Origin of the sequence: Halopseudomonas oceani (assembly GCF_002903165.1) — a bacterium.
In the GTDB taxonomy this organism is placed as follows: Bacteria; Pseudomonadota; Gammaproteobacteria; order Pseudomonadales; family Pseudomonadaceae; genus Halopseudomonas; species Halopseudomonas oceani.
In genome coordinates, this window is record NZ_PPSK01000020.1 from 44,959 (window position 1) to 69,001 (window position 24,043).

Genomic DNA, 24,043 nt, shown 5'->3' on the forward strand with positions numbered 1-24,043 from the left:
AGGCAGACTGATACCGCTTCATTATTGGCGGCGAGATTTCCATTATCACGGGCAGCAATCAGGCCCGAGGGCGTCAAGCAGCGCATTGACGGGCGTAAGCGCCCGGCATAGGCTGATTGGCTTGATTACCCCTGCCCTGCTGCACCTATCAACAAGGAGTCGTGCCATGAGCCGCATCTTCGCAGACAACTCCCAGGCCATCGGCAACACGCCGCTGGTTCGTATCAATCGCCTTGGTCCCAAAGGCGTGACTATTTTGGCCAAGATCGAAGGCCGCAACCCGGCCTATTCGGTCAAATGCCGTATTGGCGCGAGCATGATCTGGGACGCAGAATCCAGCGGCCGCCTGAAGCCGGGCATGACCATCGTCGAGCCGACCTCGGGCAATACCGGTATCGGGCTGGCGTTCGTTGCTGCCGCCCGCGGTTACAAGCTGGTACTGACCATGCCGGCATCAATGAGTCTGGAGCGACGCAAGGTACTTAAGGCACTGGGCGCCGAGCTGGTACTGACCGAACCAGCCAAGGGCATGAAAGGCGCCATCGAGAAGGCGCAGGAGCTGGCAACCAAGCACCCGGAGCAGTATATCTTGCTGCAACAGTTCGAGAACCCGGCCAACCCGGCCATTCACGAGAAGACCACCGGGCCAGAGATATGGAACGACACTGACGGTAGCATTGACGTGCTGGTTTCCGGTGTCGGCACCGGCGGCACCATTACCGGCATTTCCCGCTACATCAAGCTGACCTGCGGAAAAAAGATCACCTCCATCGCGGTGGAACCCTCCAGCTCTCCGGTTATTACCCAGACCCTGCAAGGCGACGAGGTCAAGCCCAGCCCACACAAGATTCAGGGCATCGGTGCCGGCTTTGTGCCTGCCAACCTTGACCTCGGCATGGTTGACCGGGTCGAGCAGGTCACCGACGAAGAAGCCAAGGACATGGCCCTGCGTCTGATGCGCGAGGAAGGCATTCTAGTTGGTATTTCCTGCGGTGCGGCCATGGCTGCCGCCTGCCGGGTTGCCGAAGAGCCTGGCATGCAGGGTAAGACCATCGTCGTCATCCTGCCCGACTCTGGCGAGCGCTATCTCTCCACCATGCTGTTCACCGACCTGTTTACCGACCAGGAAACCGTGCAGTAATTCACCCCATCGCCGCACCGGTCTTCGGTGCGGCAGATCGCAACACACCCTTCCCCGCACCCTCATGACTGGCTATGCTGCGAGCATTCGCTCCCTACCCCGCAGGCGCTATTCATGTCCTATGCTTCCGATCAGATTGCTCAGCAGATTCTTTCCGGCTTTGACCGCTACCGTCGCATCTTCCGCGACCTGACCGCAGGCGCGCGCGCGCGCTTCGAACAGGCCCGCTGGAATGACATCCAGGAAGCCTCAACGCTGCGGATCAATGCCTACGAGGAGCAGGTGCAGGAAACGGCAGACCAACTGGCGTCATCAGCGCCCCTTGGCGACCAGGTTCGCGATGTCGCCGTCTGGCCCGATATTCGCCAGTCCTACATCACCCTGATTGATCAGCGCTTCGACGACGAGCTGGCCGAAACCTGGTTCAACTCAGTGTTCTGCAGCCTGCACCAACACGATCAAATCAGTGACGACACCATGTTCGTCCACAGTACCCGACCGGTTACCCGCCCGCCATCACGCATTTCGCTGACCCGCGGGTTTATCTCGGAGGGCTCGCTGCAGGGTCTGGCCCACCAGATTCTCAGCGAGTACAGCTTCGACGTCCCCTGGGAGGACATGACCCGCGATGTGGATATGATCGTTAACCAGCTGCAGCAGGGGCTACCCGACTGGGCGCAGATGGATCGTGGCTTGACCGCTGAGATGGTGCAAAGCGTGTTCTACCGTAATAAAGGAGCATACTTGGTCGGCCGCCTGATCAGCCAACAGGAGCAGTGGCCCTTCGTACTACCACTGGTCAACCGCGAACATCAGGGCATCAGCGTCGACACCGTAATTACCGACGAGTCCGATGTATCGATCATTTTCTCCTTCACCCGCTCCTACTTCATGGTCGAGAGCGCCGTACCCAGTGAATTGATCGCCTTTATCAAACGCCTGATACCCGGTAAGCACCTGGCCGAGCTGTACACCGCCATCGGCTTCTACAAACAGGGCAAATCCGAATTCTACCGCTCGCTAATTGCTCACCTGACCCACTCAGACGACCGCTTCATCATGGCGCCTGGCGTACGCGGCATGGTCATGAGCGTGTTTACCCTGCCCCGCTTCAACACCGTATTCAAGATCATCAAGGATCGCTTCGCCCCATCCAAGAACATCGACCGCACAACGGTCATTGAAAAATACCGTCTGGTTAAACGCCACGACCGGGTGGGCCGCATGGCCGACACCCAGGAGTTCGCCGACTTCCGTTTCCCGCGTGATCGCTTTGACCCGGAGTGCCTGCAAGAACTGCTGGAGGTTGCCCCGTCCACGGTCATAGAGGAAGGCGACACCATCCTGATTCGTCATTGCTGGACCGAGCGCCGCATGACTCCGCTCAACATCTATCTGGAAAATGCCAGCGAGCAGCAAACCTACGACGCCCTGCTGGATTACGGCAAGGCCATCAAGGAACTGGCCGCAGCGAATATTTTCCCTGGCGACATGTTATTGAAAAATTTTGGTGTTACCCGCCACGGCCGTGTCGTTTTTTATGATTACGATGAAATCAGCTATTTGACCGAAGTTAACTTTCGGGTAATCCCCGAAGCGCTTTATCCTGAACAGGAAATGGCCTCGGAGCCTTGGTACTCGGTATCGCCAAACGATGTATTCCCAGAAGAGTTTCCCGTCTTCCTATTTGCCGACATGCATCAGCGTCGCCTGTTCTCGCGGTTGCACGGCGACCTGTTCGAGGCGAGCTACTGGCAAGGCCTGCAGGAGCAAATTCGCGCCGGTCAGGTGCTGGACGTCTACCCCTATCGACGCGCGGCTGAAAGCGCATAAAACGGGCATTTCCAGCGTTTTGAAAAAAATTCTTGAAAGACGTGCCATTTCCTGAATCTGTCGTATACTCAATTTCGTTTATTCGCGCCTTGAAGGGGTCTGGTTGAGCTCTTGACTTGTCCCACTGAAAGGCGCAGAGTGAGCGCGTAGGTTTTCAAGAGATAGAGTTGTAGGCTGCAAGCGCACTTTTCAGTACGTAAGTTTGTCATTCTCGTGATCTTTGATTCCCACGCTTTAATTGAGTGCAAGCTCAAGTATTTCAATTTGATAGGAATTAGCTGAAATGGCAACTGGTACAGTTAAGTGGTTCAACGACACTAAAGGTTTTGGTTTCATCACTCCGGATGGCGGTGGAGACGACCTGTTCGCTCACTTCTCCGAGATCAAGGTTCAGGGCTTCAAGTCCCTGGCTGAGAACCAGAAAGTGTCTTTTGACGTGACCACTGGTCCGAAAGGCAAGCAGGCTGCAAACATTCAGATCATCGGTTAATCCGATAACTGAATAGAAAAACCCGGCTCAGGCCGGGTTTTTTGTTGCCTGCGGAATGCTAAAAACTACTCGCCTCCGCCGCCCTGACCGCGTACCCTATGCGGCATATAAGTCATCCGACACCCCTGCTGTTGCCCGGGGTATCCCGCGGATGCAACACGTCTAACAGCCTCGTTTTACCCTCGCCCGAGCCACAATCGGTCGCGAGCAGGAACGTAATTCACAGGGGGTTACCAGTGGAAACCACGGTCAGCAGTCAAAACCCGGATGCACTCAGAGTGATCATCTTTCGCGCCGCAGAAGCCATCGTCAGTGAGCTGGGCGCATCGCAACTGACCTTCGCCAGCCTCAGCGAACGCAGCAAGATCGATGAAGCCACACTGCAGAACATGTTTCCAGACCGTGAAGCACTGTTGAGCGCCATGATTGAGTATCGTCTTGAGCGTTTTCGCGTACGCTGGGGTGCCTATGAAAGCGTACTGCCCGACGAGCCCATGCGCGAATTGAAGGCACTGTTGCTCAGCAACATGAGCGAATCAAGCGAAGAGAAAAACCTGGACTCTGCTATTTTTGCCGCGGCTGCCAGCAACCCCGCGCTGCTGCAAACCAGCTCAGACAACGTGCAAGGCCTGTTCGACATTCTGGAGCAATCCCCGCTCGGGCTCGCCCAGGCAGCCATCCTGTTTTTCTCCGTGCGTGGCTACCGTCTGTTTGAGCAACTAAACATGTGCCCGATGACCGACGCTCAGCGCACTGAATTCCAAGAGCAGATCATGCGCCTTGCGCGCATGATGTACGAAGCCAAAACGGGCGAGTAGCACTCCGCTCAGGCGTCAGCTGCGGCCGGCTCTTCTTCCTCCCGGGGATGACGCCGGCGCCACCAGCGCTCTACTGCAACACGCACCAGCGCAATCGGAACGTAGCAGGTAAACGCCAGCGACATCATCATGCCGAGCTCACCCAGCGCGCGCGCCTGATTTTCACCCGTGGAAAGAAAGGTATCGAGCAGGTAGATAAGTAGCGCCGGAGCCATCCAGCTGCCATCTGCCTCCACAGCAACCGGCGTGAACAGCAGCACCCCCATGGCCAGACACAACGGCTCACGAATGAACCACCATCGCGTCAGCGCAGTCATTTTCCACCAGACCAACCAGCAGCCAGCGGCCGTTGCCAGGTAAATCCACCAGACTGTCTGATACTCTGCTTCGTTGAACATTGCCTGCTATCCGTCCGATCAAAATCAACCGCGCCATGATAACGGTTTTTAGCCCATGAGTCCTGAACACAACCAACCCACTGCACGTCGCGAGCCCGGAACCGACCCATACCACTGGCTGGAGCAGCGCGACAGCCCTGATGTCATCAGCTACCTGCAGGCAGAAAACAGCCATACCGATCACTGGATGGCGCCCCATGAGGCATTGCGTGAGCAGCTGTTTCAGGAGATCCGCGGCCGCATAAGGGAAACTGACCTCGGCCTGCCAAGCCCCAAAGGCGACTGGCTCTACTATCAGCGCACCGAAGCTGGAGCCGAGTATCCGCGCTACTACCGTTGCCGCCGTCAAACCGCCACCAGCCTGGACATCGATATCCAGACCGAACAGCTGCTACTGGACCTTAATCAGTTGGCCAACGACGAGGACTTTCTCGAGCTTGGCGACTTCAGTGTCAGCCCAGACCAGAACTGGCTCGCCTACAGCCTGGATACCCAGGGCAACGAGGTCTATCGCCTGTTCGTCCGCTCGCTGGTGGACGGCGAAGAGTATGAGCTGCCACTGGCTGATGCCAGCGGCAGTCTCTGCTGGGCCAACGACAATCAAACCCTGTTTGCCATTAGCCTGGATGACAGCTCCCGCCCGGCGCACCTCTGGCGCCTGCGTCGAGACCAGGAACCGACTAAGGTATTCGACGAGAGCGATGCGCTGTTCTATCTGTCGGTTTACCGCTCCAGCTCGGATCGATACATCTGTCTGTCCAGCAACAGCAAAAACACCAGCGAACGTCATTATCTGCCCGCCGACGAACCAACAGCAGAATTGCGCTGCCTGGCACCCCGCCGCAGCGGTCATGAGTACGACGCGGATCATGGCGAACAGGGCTTCATTATCCGCAGTAACCGTGCCGGAGAGAATTTTGCTTTGTTCCTGTGCCAACCAGGCTCATTCGGGGAACAGGACTGGCAAGTGCTGCGCAGCGCTGACCCCGGACGTACCCTCGAAGACGTCGACGTGCAACGTAGTGCACTGATTCTGCAATACCGCAACGCCGGCCTGACTCAGCTGGAGGTGCTGCCGGACGGTGCTGACGCCTATCAAGTGCAAATGCCCGATGCGGTGTACAGCCTGCACGTGCAATCGGGTGAGGAGTATCACAGCCCCCAGGTCCGCCTGCGTTACGAGTCGCTCAACCGCCCAGCCGAAGTGCGTGCCCTCACCCTTGCGACCGGCGAGCAGCATGTTCTGAAGCAAACACCGGTCGAGGGCCACTTCGCTCCGGAGGAATACCGAGTCCAGCGCCTGTGGGCGATTGCTGGGGACGGCGCTCGTGTACCGATCAGCCTGATTGAACGCCATGACACAAGCGGCCCAGGCCCACTATACCTTTACGGTTATGGTGCCTACGGTGCATCAATGGACCCCTGGTTCTCTCATGCCCGTCTGTCACTGCTGGAGCGTGGCTGGCGCTTCGCGATTGCGCACGTTCGAGGTGGCGCGGAAATGGGCGAGCACTGGTACCAGCAAGGCAAGCTGGAGCACAAGGACAATACGTTCAGCGATTTCATTCATTGCGCCGAGCACTTGATTCAACAGGGCAAGACCGACCCGAGCCAGCTGGTCATCACCGGCGGCAGCGCTGGCGGCCTGCTGATCGGTAACGTAATCAATCAGCGCCCGGAGCTGTTCCATGCAGCCGTCGCGGATGTGCCGTTTGTGGATGTCTGGAACACCATGAATAACCCGGAGCTGCCACTGACCATCGGTGAATATGAAGAGTGGGGAGATCCGAACGAGCCTGAGGTTGCCGAGCGCATCAAGGGCTACGCCCCCTATGAGAACGTACGCGCACAAGCCTACCCTGCTCTCTTTGTGACCGCCGGCTATCACGACGTGCGGGTGCAATACTGGGAGGCCGCGAAGTGGGTCGCACGACTGCGGGCCACGCGCACCAACTTCGAACCGCTGCTGCTGCGAACGCAGATGAGTGCCGGGCACGGCGGTGCCAGCGGCCGCTACCAAGCCATGCGCGATATTGCCGAGGAATACACCTTCCTGCTGACCGTCTGAGCCGGAACCATCGAGTCAGCAGCATAAAAAAACCGCCGCCCCTTGCGGGTGCGGCGGTTTTTTTCGCTCAGACGATTAGAACCGAGAGGCCATGTCATCGAACTGATCAGTTACCTTGCCTTCCGGAGCCGGAGTAACCAGAGTCACCACCACAATCGCGATGGTTGCCAGAATAAAGCCCGGGATGATCTCGTACAGACCAATGCTGTCAATCTGCTTCCAGACCACAACGGTAACACCACCAACGATAATGCCGGCCAGCGCACCGAAGCGGTTCATCCGGCGCCAGAACAGTGACAGGATGATCGCCGGCCCAAAGGCCGCCCCAAAGCCTGCCCAGGCGTAGGAAACCAGGCCCAGTACGGTGCTTTCAGGGTTAAAGGCAAACACCAGCGCGAGAGCGGCGATACCGATCACCGCCGCGCGACCGACCCAAACCAGCTCCTGCTGGGAGGCATCGCGACGGAACAGCGCCTTATAGAAGTCTTCCGCCAGAGCAGATGACGACACCAGCAACTGCGAATCGGCAGTGGACATGATCGCGGCCAGCACCGCAGCCAGCAGAATACCGGCAACCAGCGGGTGCATCAGTGCCTGAACCAAGGCTAGGAACACCGTCTCTGCGTCAGCCAGACCTTCCTCTCCGAAGTAGCCGATACCGATCCAGCCGATCACCAGCGATGCCAGCAGGCAAACGCCGGTCCACAGCACAGCAATGCGACGCGCAGTCGGCAGCGCGGCATCGCTCTCGATGGCCTTGAAGCGCGCCAGAATGTGCGGCTGACCAAAGTAACCGAGCCCCCAGCCCAGCAGCGAGATAATCGCCACAAAGCCCAGCGGCTCGCCTTCTACATTGGTCCAGAGGTTCAGCAGTTCAGGGTTGCGTGCTTCCATTGCCCCGTGCACCGCGTCCCAGCCACCAACAACATTAAGCGCCATCACCGGCACCACGACCAATGCCGCCGCCATCAGCAGCCCCTGAATCACATCGGTCCAGGATACCGCCAGGAAGCCACCAAAGAAGGTGTAGGAAATGATCGCCAGGGTGCCAACAACCACAGCAACCTCGTAGCCGAAACCAAAGGTGCTTTCAAACAGCTTGCCGGCAGCAACCAGCCCGGAGCTGGTGTAGAACAGGAAGAACAGCAGGATGAAGACAGCAGAAATCACCCGCAACAGGCGGCTGTTATCTTCAAACCGGTTCTCAAAATAGGCTGGCAGGGTCAGCGAATCACTGGCCAGATGCGAGTAGACCCGCAGACGCCGCGCAACGATCAGCCAGTTCGCCCAGGTTCCGACGAGCAGACCGAGAGCGATCCAGGACGCTTCATAGCCGGCAGACAGCGCGTAACCCGGCAAGCCCAGCAACAGCCAACCACTCATATCCGACGCGCCAGCAGACAGTGCTGCAGTGCCCGGACCGAGCGAGCGCCCACCGAGGATGTAGTCCGACAGGTTAGTGGTGCGCTTGTAGGCAATATAGCCCAACGCGAGCATCACCCCGATGTACACAATAAACGTCGCCGTAACGACTGCAGTATTACCTTCCATTTTTATTCTCTCTCTTAGAGATGCTTGAATCGGTCTCGCCGGCGGACTGCACACCCGCCGGCACCATGACGGTCAATGTCGTCAGCGCGAGCCGCTCTCGCATCCATGGTTGCTGAACTGTCCTTGCTGCTCATCTATCCCTGTTGCTTCTTTGCCAGTTATTAAGGTTCCCCATCACCTAGCGACAGCAGACTGGCGTTGCCGCCCACCGCAGTGGTGTTGATTGTCCGCGTGCGCTCAGTGACAAACCGTAGCAGATAATGCGGACCACCCGCCTTCGGCCCCGTACCTGAAAGCCCCTGACCACCGAAAGGCTGCACACCAACCACCGCACCGATCTGGTTGCGATTGATGTACACATTACCAATTCGTACCCGCGCATCAATATGCTCGGCAGTATCCTCGTTGCGTGAATGCACGCCAAGGGTCAGGCCAAAGCCGGTTGCGTTGATATCATCAATGATCTTGTCCAGGTCACGTGCACGCCAGGTCACCACGTGCAGAATTGGCCCAAAGTGCTCGTCGCTCAACTCGTTGATGCTATCCAGACGGAAGGCAACCGGGGCGACAAAATGGCCATTCAGCGACTCAGGTACCGGGGTCTCGGCGATCAGGCAACCTGCCTGCTTCATCTCACGTACATGCTTGAGCAGCCCGTCACGAGCATCGGCGTCAATCACCGGGCCAACATCAGTATCGCGACGTGCCGGGTCACCCACATGCAGCTCAGCCATCGCCCCTTTGAGCAGCTCAATAACGCGCTCGGCAATATCTTCCTGCACGAACAGAACGCGCAGCGCCGAACAGCGCTGGCCGGCACTCTGGAACGCAGAACTGACAACATCGTTGACGACCTGCTCCGGCAACGCAGTGGAGTCGACGATCATTGCATTCTGACCGCCAGTCTCGGCGATCATCGGCGCAATCGCGCCGTTGCGGGCGGCCAGCGCGCGGTTGATCACATGTGCAGTCTGGGTGGAGCCAGTGAAGGCCACACCGGCGATACGCGGGTCCGAAGTGATGACACTACCAACCTGTGCGCCATCACCCGGCAGCAGTGCAAGCACGTCACCCGGCAAACCGGCTTCGTGCATTAGTTCGACACAACGTACGGCGACAAGACTAGTCTGTTCGGCCGGCTTGGCAACCACGGTGTTACCGCAAACCAGCGCAGCGCTGACCTGACCCAAGAAAATGGCCAGCGGGAAGTTCCACGGGCTGATACAGGCGAAGACACCGCGGCCTTGCAGGTAGAGCTCGTTGCTTTCACCCGTCGGCCCAGGCAGCGTGATGGTGGCGAAGCGCTGACGCGCCTGCATCGCGTAGAAACGGCAGAAGTCGACCGCTTCGCGCACTTCATCGATACCGTCTTGCAGCAGCTTGCCGGCCTCACGGGTACAGAGCGCCATCAGCTCGGGCATATGCTCTTCAAGCTTGTCGGCGGCGCGCTCGAGAATGGCCGCACGTTCATCAACCGGGGTGGCATTCCAGCGCACAAATGCGCCGCTCAGGTCATCAATCGCCGCACGGGTCTGATCAGCCGAGGCCCAAACCACCTCACCGACCTGATGGCTCAGCTCGTAGGGGCACATAACCGCACGCACTTCACCTTCCAGCCGTTTGCCGTTAACCAGTGGCGCACCGGTCCAGCGAGCGTCCCACCATTTATCCAGCTCGTCTTTCAGAGGCAGCCATTCACTGAGGATATTCATGTTGACGCCCCGGGAGTTACGACGTGATTCACCGTACAGTGCCGGTGGCAGCGGGATACGCGGATTGGCCAGCGATGCGTGGCGCTTGAGCGCAGTTACCGGATGTGCGGTGAGGCTATCCACCGGCACCCGTGGATCAACCAGCTTATGAACAAACGATGAGTTGGCACCGTTTTCGAGCAGACGTCGAACCAGGTACGGCAGCAGATCCTTGTGGGCCCCGACTGGCGCATAAATACGGACCGGACATTTGGCCTGTTCGATCACGGTGTCATACAGCGCATCGCCCATGCCGTGCAGGCGCTGGAATTCGAATTCGCGGCGGCCGGCCAGATCCAGAATGCAGGTGACGGTATGGGCATTATGGGTAGCGAACTGCGGATAGATATGACCTTCGGTCAACGGGCTGAGCAAGTAGCGGGCGCATGCCAGATAGGAGACGTCGGTCGCCTCCTTACGGGTAAATACCGGGTAACTGCTCAAACCAGCCTGTTGCGACCACTTGATCTCGGAGTCCCAGTAGGCCCCTTTGACCAGGCGAACCGGAATACGGTCGCCCTGGGAGCGGGCAACCAGCGTCAACCAGCACAGAACCGGTAACGCACGCTTGGAATAGGCCTGAACCACCAGACCGAAGTTGCCCCAGCCCTGCACGTCAGGGTGACGATACACGCGTTCGAACAGTTTCAGCGACAGCTCAAGGCGATCGGCCTCTTCGGCGTCGATAGTAATACCCACATCACCGACACGGGCCTGGCGCACCAGCGCCAGCACGCTGTCGCCCAGCTCTTGCAACACCTGCTCTTCGCGCGCCGCTTCGTAGTGCGGGTGCAGGGCAGACAACTTGATAGAGATGGTCGGCTTCGGGCTGCGCCCCTTGTATTTGTCTTCTACCAGCGCGGCGATCGCCTTGCTGTAATCCTGGAAATACTTGTCGGCATCGGCACGGGTCAGCGCCGCTTCGCCGAGCATGTCAAACGAGTAGGTGTAGCCCTCGTCACGCTGCGGCTTACCATTCTTCAACGCCTCGGTGATGGTGCGACCAAGGACGAACTGGCGGCCCATGATCTTCATTGCCTGCATCATCGCAGCGCGGATGACAGGTTCACCGCTGCGCTTGATCAGACGGCCCAGTACCGTGCCCGGCGTCCCGTCCTGACGCTGATCCATGTTGACCACCTTGCCGGTCATCACCAGGCCCCATGCAGCGGCGTTGACCAGCGTGTGCTCGCTCTGCCCGAGGTGGCGATCCCACTGCGCGGCATTCAATTTGTCGCGGATAAGCGCATCGGCGGTATCGCCATCCGGCACCCGCAGCAACGCCTCGGCCAGACACATCAGCATGATGCCTTCCTGGGTATCCAGACTGTATTGCTGCAACAGTGCATCAATGCTGTCGACCGCGTTGTCACGCTTGCGTACATCGACAATCAGTTGATTGGCCTTGCGCGCAATCGCGCTCAGGTCCTGACTCTGCGCCAACTCGATCAGCTCGCGCAGATAATCGTCTTCATCAACGGCGTAGTTGGCACTGACCCTGTGCAGAAATTCACTTGGCTGACTGCGCAGGAAATCGCCCTGCAGCGCCTCGCTGGCTTTAAACATTCTGGCATGCTCCTGGATTGACCACTCCCGACAGCGGGATGCGGACATATGAGTTCGCCTACTTACAACCCTAGACCATACGAGCGTAGAGGACGAATCATCCCGTTTGTTGTGATTGAACCGGCACGAAGCCGACCGCCCTCCGGGCAGTCAAAGGCCGGCACTCGACTGTAGAAGCGCAGAACCGAGGAATCTTGCAGAAATCTCTGATGTTTTTGTCAAAAGCTCGGAAGGCAATGGCGCTGCAGGGGAGCATAGGACAGCGCATCGGGACACGAAGAGGAGACTGCATAGCGCCGGCTGGCGCGTCGAGTCAGCTAATGGAGTAATTTGACCAGCAACTCATGCCCGCCCCAAGCGCAGAGCCCTAGGCGTCTGCCCCCACTGCCGCCGCACAGCGTGCGTCAATGCACTTTGACTGGAAAACCCACAGCGACTGGCAACCTCTGCTACCGGCAACTCGGTTTCCTGAAGCAGCCGTGATGCCTCCCGCAAACGCAGTGCGAGTACATACTGATGGGGCGTTACCCCGGTAGACTCACGAAATAGCGCATGAAAATGGCTACTGCTGACGCACACTTGAGCAGCGAGCGCCGCAACGCTGATCGGATGATCCAGATTGGCCGCAACATAAGCATCCAGACGCTGCAGCTCTGCCGAATTGAGCGCACTGCGTCGTGGGGCCTCAACCAGCGTGTCTGAAACCCGACGCTGGAGCGCCGCCAGCAACACGCCGCTGAGGTGCCAAGTCAGGCCATCCTGATCGGGACTCGGATCAGCCAGCGCGTGTTGAGCAAAGTCCAGCAGCCCCTGCAACTGATGATCCAGCTGCAAAAAGCGCGGCCGCTCAAACAACCGCGCCATGCTGTATTCGAGCCCATGATCAGCAACGCCTACCGGCAGATCCATGATCAACATGTGATTGTGGCCACGCCCGGAAAAGGCGTGCGCCTCACCCCCCGGCACAACACAGGCATGTAACCGGTTAACCGCCCCACCCTGCCCCTGCACTTCAAAATCGGCGCAGCCGCTCAGGCCGATCACCAACTGGTGTTCGGGGTGCTCATGAATGGCAGTCTGAACGGGCAGATCCAGTATTCGGGTTCGCATCGGGCGCAAAGCAGAAAATGAGATAACGGCTCCCATCCTGCCACAAAATGCTACACATTTCCGCTATTGAAATCGCCCGGCTCCGTCGCCATTTCTTGTCCATGAGCCGCACATACAAGGTGAGCCGATGAGCAATCAGGATACCGATTACATTGAACACATAGCCGAGGATGCCAATGAGGCCCAAGGCACCGGGCTTGTTCTGCCCGAGCAGAACCTACCGGACAAACTGTACTTGCTGCCGATCAACAATCGGCCATTCTTCCCTGCCCAGGTCATGCCCGTCGTGGTCAATGACAACCCGTGGCACGAAACCATCGAACGCGTAGCCAGCACACAGCACAAGGCCCTGTCCCTGTTCTATGTTGACGGCCCGTTGCCTGCGGATGGCAAGCTTGACCCGTCCCAGCTGCCCACTACCGGTTGCGCGGTACGCATGCACCACGCCGTGCGCGAGGACGGCAAGATCCAGTTCATCGCCCAAGGCCTGACTCGAGTGCGCATTACCCAATGGTTGAGTCGCAAGCCACCCTACCTGGTCGAGGTTGAATACCCACGCTCGCCCGCCGATGAGCGCGATGAGGTGCGCGCCTATGCAATGGCTCTGATCAACGCGATCAAGGAGCTGCTGCCACTCAACCCCCTATACAGCGAAGAGCTGAAGAATTACCTGAACCGCTTCAGCCCAAACGACCCGTCGCCGCTATCGGACTTTGCCGCCGCGCTCACCTCAGCCAAAGGCGGCGAGCTGCAAGACGTACTTGATACCGTCGGCGTCCTGCGCCGGATGGAAAAGGTACTGGTGCTGCTGAAAAAGGAAATCGACGTTGCCCGGCTACAGGGCGAAATTACCGCAGAGGTGAACCGCAATCTGGGAGAACACCAGCGCAAGTTCTTTCTCAAGGAGCAACTCAAGATCATCCAGAAAGAGCTCGGTATGTCGAAGGATGACCGTACTGCGGACGTTGAACAGTTCCGTCAGCGCCTTGAGGGCAAAACCCTGCCGGATGCGGTCGCACAGCGTATTGATGACGAGTTGAACAAATTGTCTGTGCTGGAGACTGGTTCCCCCGAGTATGCGGTGACTCGTAACTATCTGGACTGGGCGACTGCGCTGCCCTGGGGTATCACCCATCCCGACCGGATTGATCTCAAGCACGCACGACGTATTCTCGATCGCGACCACGATGGCCTGGAAGACGTCAAAAGCCGCATTCTCGAGTTTCTTGCCGTCGGCGCGTTTCGAGGTTCGATCTCCGGCTCAATCATCCTGCTGGTCGGCCCGCCCGGCGTCGGGAAAACCAGTATTGGCCGATCTATCGCCGAAAGCCTGGATCGCCCCTTCTATCGCTTCAGCGTTGGCGGCATGCGCGACGAAGCCGAGATCAAGGGACACAGACGGACCTACATCGGAGCTATGCCTGGCAAGTTCGTCCAGGCTCTGAAGGACGTTGGAGTGATGAACCCGGTCATCATGCTGGACGAGATCGACAAGCTGGGCGCCAGCCATCAGGGTGACCCGGCATCGGCGCTATTGGAAACGCTTGATCCAGAACAAAACAGCCAGTTCCTCGATCACTATCTGGACCTGCGGCTGGATCTATCCAACGTGCTATTTGTTTGTACCGCCAACACGCTCGACAATATTCCCGGCCCGCTGCTCGACCGCATGGATGTGATTCGCCTGTCTGGCTACATCGGCGAGGAAAAGCTGGCGATCGCCAAGCACCACCTCTGGCCACGCCAGCTGGAACGCGCCGGCCTGCGCAAGAGCCAACTGCGGATTACCGACAAGGCACTGCGTGAGGTGATCGAGGGATACGCTCGCGAAGCTGGCGTGCGCAACCTCGACAAACAGCTAGGCAAGCTGGTCCGCAAATCCGTGGTGCAACTGCTGGAGCAACCGGAAACACGTATCAGCATCAAACCGGCAGACCTGAAGCGACTGCTCGGTACGCCGGCATTCCGCACCGAGAAACAGCTCAAGGGCACCGGCATCATCACCGGCCTGGCCTGGACCTCGATGGGCGGCGCCACCTTGCCCGTCGAGGCAACCCGCATTCATACCCTCAACCGTGGCTTCAAGCTGACCGGTCAGTTGGGCGATGTGATGAAAGAGTCGGCAGAAATCGCCTACAGCTATTTGTGCGCCAACCTCGCCGACTACAAGGCAGACCAGAGCTTTTTCGATGAAGCGTTCGTGCATCTGCACGTGCCGGAGGGAGCAACACCCAAGGATGGCCCTTCCGCCGGAATCACCATCGCCAGCGCGCTGCTTTCACTGGCCCGCCAGCAGGCACCGCGCAGCGGCCTGGCTATGACCGGCGAGATCACCCTCACAGGACACGTGCTGCCCGTGGGCGGTATTCGCGAAAAGGTAATTGCCGCACGTCGCCAGCGTATTCACGAACTGATTCTGCCGGCAGCGAACCAAGGCGATTACGAGGAATTGCCGGAGTATTTGCGTGAAGGTATGACCGTTCACTTTGCCACCCACTTCCGCGATGTCGCCAAGCACCTGTTTGCCTGAGCGGACACAAAAAAGGCGACCATCAGGTCGCCTTTTTTGCTCAATTACTATTCAATGCTTGTCCTGCTCGCTATCGAGCGTACTGACGCGGTCGGGATGATCGAGCTCATCCAGATCATCCAGCTCTTCGATTTCCGGAAACTCGTGCAAACTGCTTTCGAACGCCTCATCATCAATTGCAATAGGGTCCAGCCGGTTATTCTTGCGCACAGGCGCCGGCGTTAGGCCCTCGATCAGGTCCCAGTCAGGGTCCAGCGTGAAATCATTCAGATTCAGCTGCGAATCGGCCAGATCACCATCGACCGGCTCCGAGTCCAGCACATCCTCAACAGTATCAACCGGCGCAGTCGCCTGGTCGAGCTGCGGGAAACGCAACCGCAGTTGATCGACCCGCTGCATGTCACCACCGAGCCGTTGAATAGCCTCAGCCTGCTCCGCAAAACCTTCTGAATCGCCCAGTTCGCCCATCACCCGGGCTTGCTTGAAGCGCAATTCAAGACGTTCGGGCTCTTCACTAATCGCCTTGTCTAGGGCATCACACGCCTCGGCAAACCGGCCGTAAGTGATATACAGCTCGATTCCGCCCAGATCGTTCTGCTCGTCTGCGCCCGCTGCACCAACCACAGCAGCTGCAGTCGCAGCCGGTGCTGCAGAGGCAGCAACCCGAGGCTCAGACGACGCAGCATCGGCAAACACTGGTCGCCCAACCGGGGCAGTCGGTGTTGACGGAGCCCTGTGTTTCGCTGACTGTCCCTTGCCGCGCGTACGTGCCACAACCCAACCAATCAGAAACGCCAATACTGCGAGCAGCACAGACCACCAGGCGAAGGACGAGCCGGACTGCTCGGAAGCAGCCGGTACCTCAGCGGCCACTGCACCGGCGGCGGGATCATCACTCCCTGTCGGCGATACGGCATCACCACCATCACCGCTGCCAAGCGTGCCGCCGGCCTGAGTCTGAGTGGCGGCAGCTTCTTCGGCTTCCCGGGCGGCGTGCAGTACATCCAGCTCAGCCTGCAGCGCGGCAATCTGGCGATCACGGCTATCGAGTTCGCTTAGCAGGGTGTTAAAACGGCCTTCCAACTCGTTCAGTCGGGATGCCAGCACCGCCGCTTCTGCCTCGGAGTCGCTGACGGCCTCCTCCTCAATACGCAGGCGCCCCTGGTCACCGGCTGCGGAAGTCATCGGTGCCTCAGCGGGCGTCTCACCGACATCTTCGGCAGAGACATCGGCAACCTGCTGCTGCGCGTTGCCCTGTGCGGATGGTGCTGCGGGCGCGGGCGCAGCAGCCGGCTCCGACTCGGGAGCCTGCCCATCAGTAACACCCAGCTGCGCTGCCGTTGGCAAAACCAGCGTCTGGCCGACTTTCAGACGGTTGATGTCGCCATCCACAAAAGCCTGCTGATTGAGCGCATGAATCGCGGTCATGGTCTCGCGGACAGAGACACTCGATACCGGGCGACTGCGCTCGGCGATTCCCCACAGCGAGTCGCCGGAAACAGTGGTGTAGCTGCCCGCGTCCGGTTGCGGCGTCAAATTTGGTAACACCGGCTGCTGACGCGGAGCGGCAGCGACCGGGGCACTGGGGGAAGAACGCACCGGAGCGGCAGCCGGCGCACTGCTGACCGCCGCTGGCGCACTCGATCCATATAGCGGCGGATCAAGCAGCACCGTGTATTCACGCAGCATACGGCCGTTGGGACGACGCAGCTCCACCAGAAAATTCAGATAGGGTTCACGTACCGGCTGACTCGAGCGAACCTGAACCGTCAAGCGGCGGTTCTGCAGCACCGGAGTGAAACGCAGGTCGTTGAGGAAATACGGCTTATCGATGCCAGCGTTTTCAAAATCTGTGGTTTGCGCCAGCCTTACCACCACATCTTCCGGGCCAAGCCCTTCAGCTCCCTGCAACTCGATGACGGCATTGAGCGGTTGATTCAGTGCCGATTCAAGCTGGAGTGTACCCAGCCCCAGCGCTCCTGCCACCCCCGCGTACAGTGCTGCCAGCGAAGCAGCGCCCAGGACTATCTGGCGTTTAACTGCCATACCCTTTCCTCATTTAACTGAGGGCTCCGATCAGGACCGGACACCCGTGCATCCATTGCTTTTGTGAACAGCGACCCGTTGCCGAAGACTTCCTGTCCTGCGTAAAGCCACCAGGCCACTAGTATGCCAGTTAGCTGCGCGGAAACGAATGCCGAGCCATTGCCTAATGTCAGAAAACAATACAAAAAGACCACGCAAGGTACACAAAGCCAATATTTTGGCCGCGTGACGCAGTGCACATTCTATCCTGCAGTCAAGCAATCAGCAGTCCATCCTGTCAAGGCAGCCGACTTCGGTTAAAATGCGCCCCCTCACGATGCCACCCGGGATTCCGCCATGTCCGAGGTAGACAAGCTGTTTGCCAGCCCCATCAGTAAGGTCGATGACTTCCGCTTCGACGACGCCGTCGCGCGCGTCTTTCCGGACATGATCAAGCGTTCAGTGCCCGGCTACCCAACGATCATCGAGAGCATTGGCGTCATCGCCGGGCAGTATGCACAACCCGGCACTCTGATTTATGACCTCGGCTGCTCCCTTGGCGCAGCCACCCAGTCAATGCGACGCCACCTGCCGCTGAACGGCTGCCGCATCATCGCCGTCGACAACGCCGAAGCCATGAGCGAACGTTGCCGAGAATACCTCAGTGCCCAGGACGCGATGCTCGAAGAGGCCATTCCAGCAGAGGTCATTACGGCAGACATTAACGCTCTGACGCTGCAACCCTGCTCAATGGTCGTGCTGAACTTCACCCTGCAGTTTATTCCCACGCACCAGCGCCTGGCGCTGTTGCAGCGTATCCGCAAGGCACTGCTGCCCGGCGGCGTACTGGTACTGTCAGAGAAACTCAACTTTACCGACAGCCAGACCCAAAATGCACTGGAGTCACTGCACTACGCCTTCAAGCGCGCTAACGGCTATAGTGAGCTGGAAATTGCCCAGAAACGCACCGCAATTGAAAACGTGATGCGCCCGGATCCGCTCGAGGTGCACCAGCAGCGGCTGCGCGACGCCGGCTTCAGCCACAGTCACCTGTGGTTTCAGTGTCTTAACTTCTGCTCGATGATTGCCCATACGTGATTGATTACAGCCCTCTGCTCGATACCCTGAAGAACTCACCATTGGCCAGCTGGCATGCGCCGCTCGCAAAAGGGCTGCAGGCCCGACTGGCCGAGCTGCAACATGGCGACCTGGAACGCTGGCAACACAGTCTGCGCAATCTGCCGCCACTGGATGGCGTACGGCACGATTTCAGTCACAGCGTCGCGCTCGATGCCCCGCCGCTGGACGCCCAGACACAGCAGCAGTTGTATGATGCATTGCAGGGGCTGCATCCCTGGCGCAAGGGGCCATTCGACCTGTTCGGGGTACACATCGACACCGAGTGGCGCTCAGACTGGAAGTGGGAACGGGTAGCACCGCATATCGACCTGCGCGGTCGCCGGGTACTGGACATTGGCTGTGGCAATGGCTACTACATGTGGCGCATGTGGCACGCCGGCGCCGCGATGGTAATCGGTGTCGACCCGAACCTGCTGTTTCTCAACCAGTTCGAAGCGGTGAAGCACTACTTGCCCAAGGCCCCGGTCTGGCAACTCCCCTTCACCCTCGAAGACCTGCCAGAGCCAACCAACGCCTTCGACACCGTGTTTTCGATGGGTGTGCTCTACCACCGGCGCTCCCCTATCGACCACCTGCTGCAGCTCAAGGCCTGTCTGCGCCCCGGTGGCGAGCTGGTGCTCGAGACGCTGGTCATCGAAGGCGATGAAAACCACTGCTTGCTGCCGGAAGACCGTTACGCACAGATGCGCAACGTATGGTTCCTGCCGTCGGCGCCCATGCTGGAGCGCATGCTGCGGCGTGCGGGTTTCAAGGATGTGCGCTGCGTCGACCTCAATCAGACCAGCGTTGAGGAGCAGCGCAGCACTGACTGGATGCGATTTAACTCACTGCCATCCTTTCTCGACCCCAACGATAGCAACAAAACAATCGAAGGCCATCCAGCCCCTCTGCGCGCCACCTTGATAGGGCAGCGACCAACCTGACCCGGCCTGTCGCCACCTCGTATTTCAGGCGCGCTAACGATCAGCCAAACACGGCGATTGTTTGACGGCTGATCGCCACCAGCTCTCCAGTCTTGTTCCAGACCATTGCAGCACAGTGCCCGTAGCCATCGCGGGCATGCTCGATGGTGGCCTTGTAAAGCAGCCAGTCATCCACGCCGATAGCCGGCTGCGGCTGCACAAACTCAATGGTCCAAGTCAATGAGCTGGCTGGCGCGCGCTCTTTCAGGTGCGGTAGCACTGCCGGAGGCCAGACATCAACCAGACCGACCAGGTGCACTTCATCGAAGTGCTCGAAGGTCTCGTCAAAGCGCATCCAGCCGCCCATCTCGCGCTTGCGGCTATTCGTGCACGGGTAGTCGCCGAAGGTCCAGCGCGTATCAAAATAGCGCAGAAAGTTAGGCATCATGCCCTCAACGTATGGCGTACGCTGGCAATCGGCGGCGGCAGGCGCCTCGGGTGCCGGCTCGGCAACCACATTCACGCTGGACTCGCGGCCAGCCCCAAAACTGCCCTGGACGATGCACATCGTCTGACCGTTCTGCACCGCGCGCCCCAGCACCTGGGTGACAGCCCGCCCTGCGCGCAGAATTTCCGTTTGTACCTGCACCGGCTCGCCCGGTTGAACCGGACCAACAAAGGTGATCGCCAGCGACCGCACCGGTCGAGCGTCAGACAGACTCGACCGCATGCCGCGTAGCACCAGCGCTGCGACCAGACCACCGTATCCGGCACGGCCCTGAGCCCACTCTGGAGGAATAGTGACAGTGGCGTTGGAGGACTGATCAAAGGCCTGAAGCAGAGCAGAGAAGTTCATCGAACGAGATCCTGAGAAATGACAAAGCCGGCTATGTTAGGCCAGCAGCCCCCTCACTGACCAGCGCTCTCACTCTGCCCTGCCAACCGCAAGCCAGACAGCCAACCCAGCGCCACCCAGGCCGCCGGCACGTCCGGCCAATCCGCCACTCCGGCGCCCGCCAGGTCATAGTTGCTTTCCCCGGCGCGGGCCATTAACCGCTCATACCACCAGTTAACATAAAAGCCCTGGCCAGTCGGATGCTGGCTAGCCAGCTCAGCGCGCAGGCGTAGCGGCAGGGAACCGAACAGCAACTCATCAATTGCTGAAAAGATGCGGCGCTCGTTCTCAAGATAAGCCGACGTTGCCGCCGCCGGAACGCCCAGCAGATGCGCCAGCGTCGCCAGTTGCTCGGCATATTCGCGATGGGTTTTCAGCGGATTGAGCTGACTGCGCCAATCAAGCTGGAGCCGCTCTACCGCCTCAACCAGAGTCACCGCCCCTGCGCTTGAGGCATCTAGCAGGGTAGCCAGCCAGCGTCGCTGATAGGGCTGCAGCCGACGTACCCAGACCAACAGCTCGGCACTGCTGGAGCCCTCCCCCGGCTGCCACCGCACGGTTTCGCCCTCAGCCACCTCGGGAACACGTGCCATACGCGCTGCCCAACTGGCTGGCAGCAACTGATCGCGCACGCCCCGAAGCCTCGCCGACACTACATTCTGGTGCCGCGCCATTCGCTGCTGTTGTCGAGCAAGCCAGCGTTCAGCCAGCCAGCGACGTCGAGATTTATAAGCTCCCATCGATACTGCGCCCGAGGCGCTCCTTCATCATCCTGACAATACCTCGATTGTCCTCAATAAGCTGCTGCTGTTCTGCCAACGGCGCCGCACGACTGAGATCAAGGGTAAAATGACCAAGGCGTGCGCTGTACAAACCCACTCCCACACCCTGCCCGATTCTCGCCGCAACCTTTTCCAGCAAACCGGATAGCAGAGAGTCACTCAACGCGCTCATCGCAACCTCAGTACCACCGGCCAAGGCAATATTGCGCAACACGTGACGCGCCAGACGCCAGCGACTGAAGCGACCAATCGGCAGTCCGTAGCAGACCGCCACTCGCTGCATCAGGCGAATATTCCGCCACACCACCAACAACAGGTCAACGGCCACCCAGGGGCTGGAAGCAACCAGTACACCGGTGGTGACCGACTCTTGCCGGATGATCTGACGAGCCTGAACATCAATTGGCTGGTAAAACTGAAGATTGAGCCGCCGCGCCACCTCTTCGGCTGTGTGCGACCCGTCCAGACCGGCACACGCCTGTTGCAGGCTCGCGAGCAGGGGGGTGTCCGCATAAACCTGCTGCAACCGATCGAGCCAGTCGACAGCCAGGCGCTGGTCATGCTCACGCAGGGCTTGCTGCATTTCCGCACGCAGCTGCTCCAGCGCACTCAGGCGTAGCCGCTGTCTGCGCAGGTCGCGCCATGCGAACAGGCCGCTCCCCGCGAGCGCCACGCCCAGCCCGCCAACCAGCCCGCCCCATAGCGGTTGCCATTGCCAGGCGGCCCAACTCCACTGCCCCCACTGCAGGGCGGCGCCACCCAAAGCGGTGGTCACACCAAGGGCCAGCAAGTGCCCCGGCCAGCGGCTCGCTGGCGGGGCATTCAAGGTCGATGGCAGCTCAGGTGTGGCAGGCTCGGCGAATGCACCAGGCACGGTATTGGAGCGGTCCAGCACCTCGGTCGTGCGCCTGGCCTGCTCATTCAGCTCCTCCTGCCAACTATCCAGAATTCGCGTTTTCTTTTCACTGCTCACAACTGCGCCCCCTCGATGATCCAGGCCACCAGATCGTCCATTCGGTAGTGCGGAAACGGCTCACTGCGATGCAGGCCAGGCGGTGGTCTGAGCGGCAGCAGTTCGGGGCTATCCAGCTGCAGCGACTGGGGCAGATGGGCAGGAATACTACCCGGCCGGTAGCGTACCCAACCGTCCTGCCCCTCCAGCCCGGCAATCAGGTTGTCACCTTCCTGACGGGTGGCGCGGATTGCCGACAATGGCAGACCGCGCACTTCAACGCCGCCATGGCGAACCTCAGCAAGGCGATCAAGCAGCAGGTCTTCCAGACATTGCTGTACCGCGCGCTGCTGCTCGGGGCTGACCTTGTCTACCTTGGTTGCACAGAATGCCAGCCGACGAATACGCGGCCGAAAACGCAGCAGTCGTGCCAGTAACCCGCTACGGCCGTAATCAAAGCTCGACAGCACCGCCTCCATGGCATCGCGCAGATCAACCAGCGCCGCCTCACCCGCATCCATCGGTCCGAGCATGTCAACCAGCAGCACCTGCTGATCCAGGTGGCGAAAATGTTCGTCGTAGAAGGCACGGACAACAAAGTCACGGTAGTAGTCAAACCGTCCCGAGCAGATGCCAAACCAGCTATCCGCGGGCGCAATACTGTGCCGATTGGCCCGCAGCAGTGGCACAAACTCCAGCATCTCGGCAGCCACATCGCTGCCGGGCTGCAGGAACCGCGCCGGCTGATTACGCGACAGACCCGCCTCTGTTCGACAGCGCATTAGAAAGTCAGACCAGGCTGCCTTCAACTCAGCGAGTTGCTGCAGGTCTGCTGGCGCCGCCGGATCAACTTCCAGCAGTTGGTCACGCAAGGGGCCAGCAAGCGAACGCCGCGGCTCCTGCTCAAGCCAGTCGGCCATCTGTTCACACCACTGCCCGTAATCCAGCTGCAGCAGGGGCAAATCAAGCAACCACTCACCGGGATAGTCAAGAATCTCCAGTCGCAGCTGCTTTACCGGCTGTACTTTGCGCAGCAAGCCCTGAGGCTGAAAACGCAGATCAATAACCACCCGGGACAGGTCCGCCGTCGACTCGGGCCAACGGGCAGGATTCGACGACAGGGCAGAAAGGGATTCCAGATAAGGGAAAGGCTGCTCGACGCTTTCACGCTGCCAGCGTACGGACTCCAGTCGGTCAAAGGGCGCGCGTCTGGCCAGCAGCCCCTTGCGATGATTCTCCAGCTGATTGATCAGACTGGTTATAAAGGTGGTTTTGCCAGCGCCGCTAAGCCCCGTCACCCCTACGCGCAGCCGCTGCTGCCCGAGCGCCTCAGCGCGCTGTGCCACTTGCTTGAACCAGTTCGCACTTTTATTTTGCACGCTGCAGGCACTCCACAAATCGTTTATGGTCTATGACCAGTATTACATACCCACTTTTTTGGAGAGAGGCCCCCCGCATGGCATATTCGGATACTCACAGCAAGGCAATCGGTTACCTGCTCTGGATATTCGGGTTCATGGGGGCGCACCGCTTCTACTACGGAAAACCCTGGACCGGGACCCTGTGGTTTTTCACGTTGGGGCTGTTTTTCATCGGCTGGATCATCGATCTCTTTCTGATCCCCAGCATGGACCGCGAGGCAGATCGCCGGTTCCGTACCGGCCCAATCAACTTCAACCTGACCTGGATCCTGCTGACGTTCCTGGGGGTCTTCGGTGCTCACCGCCTGTACATGGGCAAATGGATCACCGCAATCATCTACTTCTTTACCGGCGGCTTGTTCCTGGTGGGCGTGCTCTATGACTACTGGACTCTGAACGAGCAGATTTCCGTCGAAAACATGCGCCGCGAGTGGTAAGCGGCGCACCATCACTCAGAGCTCGACGGGCTCGGCGCTCATCGCACTTTGGCGCCGAGTCGGCTTCAACAGTAGCAGTAACGGAAACGCACTCAGTGTGATCCACATCATCAGGCGAAAATCCTGCAGGTAGGCGAGTGTCGCGGCCTGTCTGGTTACTTCACCATTTATCCTTGCCAACCCTGCTGCCGAATCCAGACTGTAAGCCCCCTGCTCCACGGCCTGCTGCAATG

Annotated in this window: 18 protein-coding genes and 1 pseudogene; 9 read left to right on the top strand and 10 right to left on the bottom strand. The window is 59.3% G+C overall.

Annotation, left to right across the window (positions count from 1 at the left end; genetic code table 11):
- Nucleotides 1-166 precede the first annotated feature (166 nt).
- The 4 genes from cysK (at nucleotide 167) to C1949_RS16510 (ending at nucleotide 4,282) form a co-directional block, all read left to right on the top strand.
- A complete protein-coding gene (gene cysK, locus C1949_RS16495) occupies nucleotides 167-1,141 on the top strand; it encodes a cysteine synthase A (protein ID WP_104739553.1) in 975 nt (324 codons plus the stop codon).
- A 114-nt stretch (nucleotides 1,142-1,255) separates the two neighbouring features.
- Nucleotides 1,256-2,974, top strand: a complete 1,719-nt coding sequence (gene aceK, locus C1949_RS16500; protein ID WP_104739554.1) for a bifunctional isocitrate dehydrogenase kinase/phosphatase — start codon at nucleotides 1,256-1,258, stop codon at nucleotides 2,972-2,974.
- Nucleotides 2,975-3,257: 283 nt separating this feature from the next.
- Nucleotides 3,258-3,464: a cold-shock protein gene (locus C1949_RS16505; protein WP_083727464.1), complete on the top strand. Its 207-nt coding sequence runs from the start codon at nucleotides 3,258-3,260 to the stop codon at nucleotides 3,462-3,464.
- 236 nt (nucleotides 3,465-3,700) lie between these two features.
- Nucleotides 3,701-4,282 (top strand): TetR/AcrR family transcriptional regulator, encoded by a 582-nt coding sequence (locus tag C1949_RS16510; protein ID WP_104739555.1) that lies wholly within the window; start codon nucleotides 3,701-3,703, stop codon nucleotides 4,280-4,282.
- Nucleotides 4,283-4,290: 8 nt separating this feature from the next.
- Here C1949_RS16510 and C1949_RS16515 read toward each other — a convergent pair whose 3' ends face one another.
- Nucleotides 4,291-4,680, bottom strand: a complete 390-nt coding sequence (locus tag C1949_RS16515; RefSeq protein WP_104739556.1) for an MFS transporter — start codon at nucleotides 4,678-4,680, stop codon at nucleotides 4,291-4,293.
- A gap of 55 nt (nucleotides 4,681-4,735) precedes the next feature.
- On the opposite strand from C1949_RS16515, the gene C1949_RS16520 reads away from it, so the two are divergent.
- Entirely contained in the window at nucleotides 4,736-6,748 is a 2,013-nt protein-coding gene (locus tag C1949_RS16520) for a S9 family peptidase (RefSeq protein ID WP_104739557.1), read from the top strand.
- Between the two features lie 75 nt (nucleotides 6,749-6,823).
- Here the strand turns inward: C1949_RS16520 and putP are convergent, their stop codons facing one another.
- From putP to C1949_RS16535, 3 genes are all read right to left on the bottom strand, one after another.
- Nucleotides 6,824-8,299: a sodium/proline symporter PutP gene (putP, locus tag C1949_RS16525; RefSeq protein WP_104739558.1), complete on the bottom strand. Its 1,476-nt coding sequence runs from the start codon at nucleotides 8,297-8,299 to the stop codon at nucleotides 6,824-6,826.
- A 161-nt stretch (nucleotides 8,300-8,460) separates the two neighbouring features.
- Nucleotides 8,461-11,616, bottom strand: coding sequence for a bifunctional proline dehydrogenase/L-glutamate gamma-semialdehyde dehydrogenase PutA (putA, locus tag C1949_RS16530; RefSeq protein WP_104739559.1), 3,156 nt, complete (start codon nucleotides 11,614-11,616; stop codon nucleotides 8,461-8,463).
- A gap of 342 nt (nucleotides 11,617-11,958) precedes the next feature.
- The gene (locus C1949_RS16535; RefSeq protein WP_104739560.1) at nucleotides 11,959-12,726 is read right to left on the bottom strand and encodes an AraC family transcriptional regulator; all 768 of its coding nucleotides are present in this window, start codon (nucleotides 12,724-12,726) and stop codon (nucleotides 11,959-11,961) included.
- A 127-nt stretch (nucleotides 12,727-12,853) separates the two neighbouring features.
- Between C1949_RS16535 and lon the strand changes: the two genes are divergently transcribed.
- Nucleotides 12,854-15,256, top strand: coding sequence for an endopeptidase La (lon, locus tag C1949_RS16540; RefSeq protein WP_104739561.1), 2,403 nt, complete (start codon nucleotides 12,854-12,856; stop codon nucleotides 15,254-15,256).
- A gap of 51 nt (nucleotides 15,257-15,307) precedes the next feature.
- Here the strand turns inward: lon and C1949_RS16545 are convergent, their stop codons facing one another.
- Nucleotides 15,308-17,302, bottom strand: a complete 1,995-nt coding sequence (locus C1949_RS16545) for a type IV pilus assembly protein FimV (RefSeq protein ID WP_104739562.1) — start codon at nucleotides 17,300-17,302, stop codon at nucleotides 15,308-15,310.
- A 336-nt stretch (nucleotides 17,303-17,638) separates the two neighbouring features.
- Here C1949_RS16545 and cmoA point away from each other — a divergent pair, with 336 nt between their 5' ends.
- Nucleotides 17,639-18,379: a carboxy-S-adenosyl-L-methionine synthase CmoA gene (gene cmoA / locus C1949_RS16550; RefSeq protein WP_104739563.1), complete on the top strand. Its 741-nt coding sequence runs from the start codon at nucleotides 17,639-17,641 to the stop codon at nucleotides 18,377-18,379.
- Nucleotides 18,376-19,344, top strand: a complete 969-nt coding sequence (gene cmoB, locus C1949_RS16555) for a tRNA 5-methoxyuridine(34)/uridine 5-oxyacetic acid(34) synthase CmoB (protein WP_104739564.1) — start codon at nucleotides 18,376-18,378, stop codon at nucleotides 19,342-19,344. The genes cmoA and cmoB overlap by 4 nt, the downstream gene beginning before the upstream one ends.
- A gap of 40 nt (nucleotides 19,345-19,384) precedes the next feature.
- Here cmoB and C1949_RS16560 read toward each other — a convergent pair whose 3' ends face one another.
- From C1949_RS16560 to C1949_RS16575, 4 genes are all read right to left on the bottom strand, one after another.
- Nucleotides 19,385-20,179 (bottom strand): acyl-CoA thioesterase, encoded by a 795-nt coding sequence (locus C1949_RS16560; protein ID WP_104739565.1) that lies wholly within the window; start codon nucleotides 20,177-20,179, stop codon nucleotides 19,385-19,387.
- 53 nt (nucleotides 20,180-20,232) lie between these two features.
- Nucleotides 20,233-20,850 (bottom strand): hypothetical protein, encoded by a 618-nt coding sequence (locus tag C1949_RS16565; protein WP_104739566.1) that lies wholly within the window; start codon nucleotides 20,848-20,850, stop codon nucleotides 20,233-20,235.
- 94 nt (nucleotides 20,851-20,944) lie between these two features.
- Nucleotides 20,945-21,973, bottom strand: a complete 1,029-nt coding sequence (locus tag C1949_RS16570; RefSeq protein ID WP_104739567.1) for a TIGR01620 family protein — start codon at nucleotides 21,971-21,973, stop codon at nucleotides 20,945-20,947.
- A complete protein-coding gene (locus tag C1949_RS16575) occupies nucleotides 21,970-23,331 on the bottom strand; it encodes a YcjX family protein (RefSeq protein WP_170063101.1) in 1,362 nt (453 codons plus the stop codon). Before C1949_RS16575 ends, C1949_RS16570 begins: the two co-directional genes overlap by 4 nt.
- Nucleotides 23,332-23,408: 77 nt before the next feature.
- Between C1949_RS16575 and C1949_RS16580 the strand changes: the two genes are divergently transcribed.
- Entirely contained in the window at nucleotides 23,409-23,810 is a 402-nt protein-coding gene (locus tag C1949_RS16580) for an NINE protein (protein ID WP_104739569.1), read from the top strand.
- A 15-nt stretch (nucleotides 23,811-23,825) separates the two neighbouring features.
- Here C1949_RS16580 and C1949_RS19550 read toward each other — a convergent pair.
- A pseudogene (locus tag C1949_RS19550) lies at nucleotides 23,826-24,043 on the bottom strand (EmrB/QacA family drug resistance transporter); the annotation flags it as partial.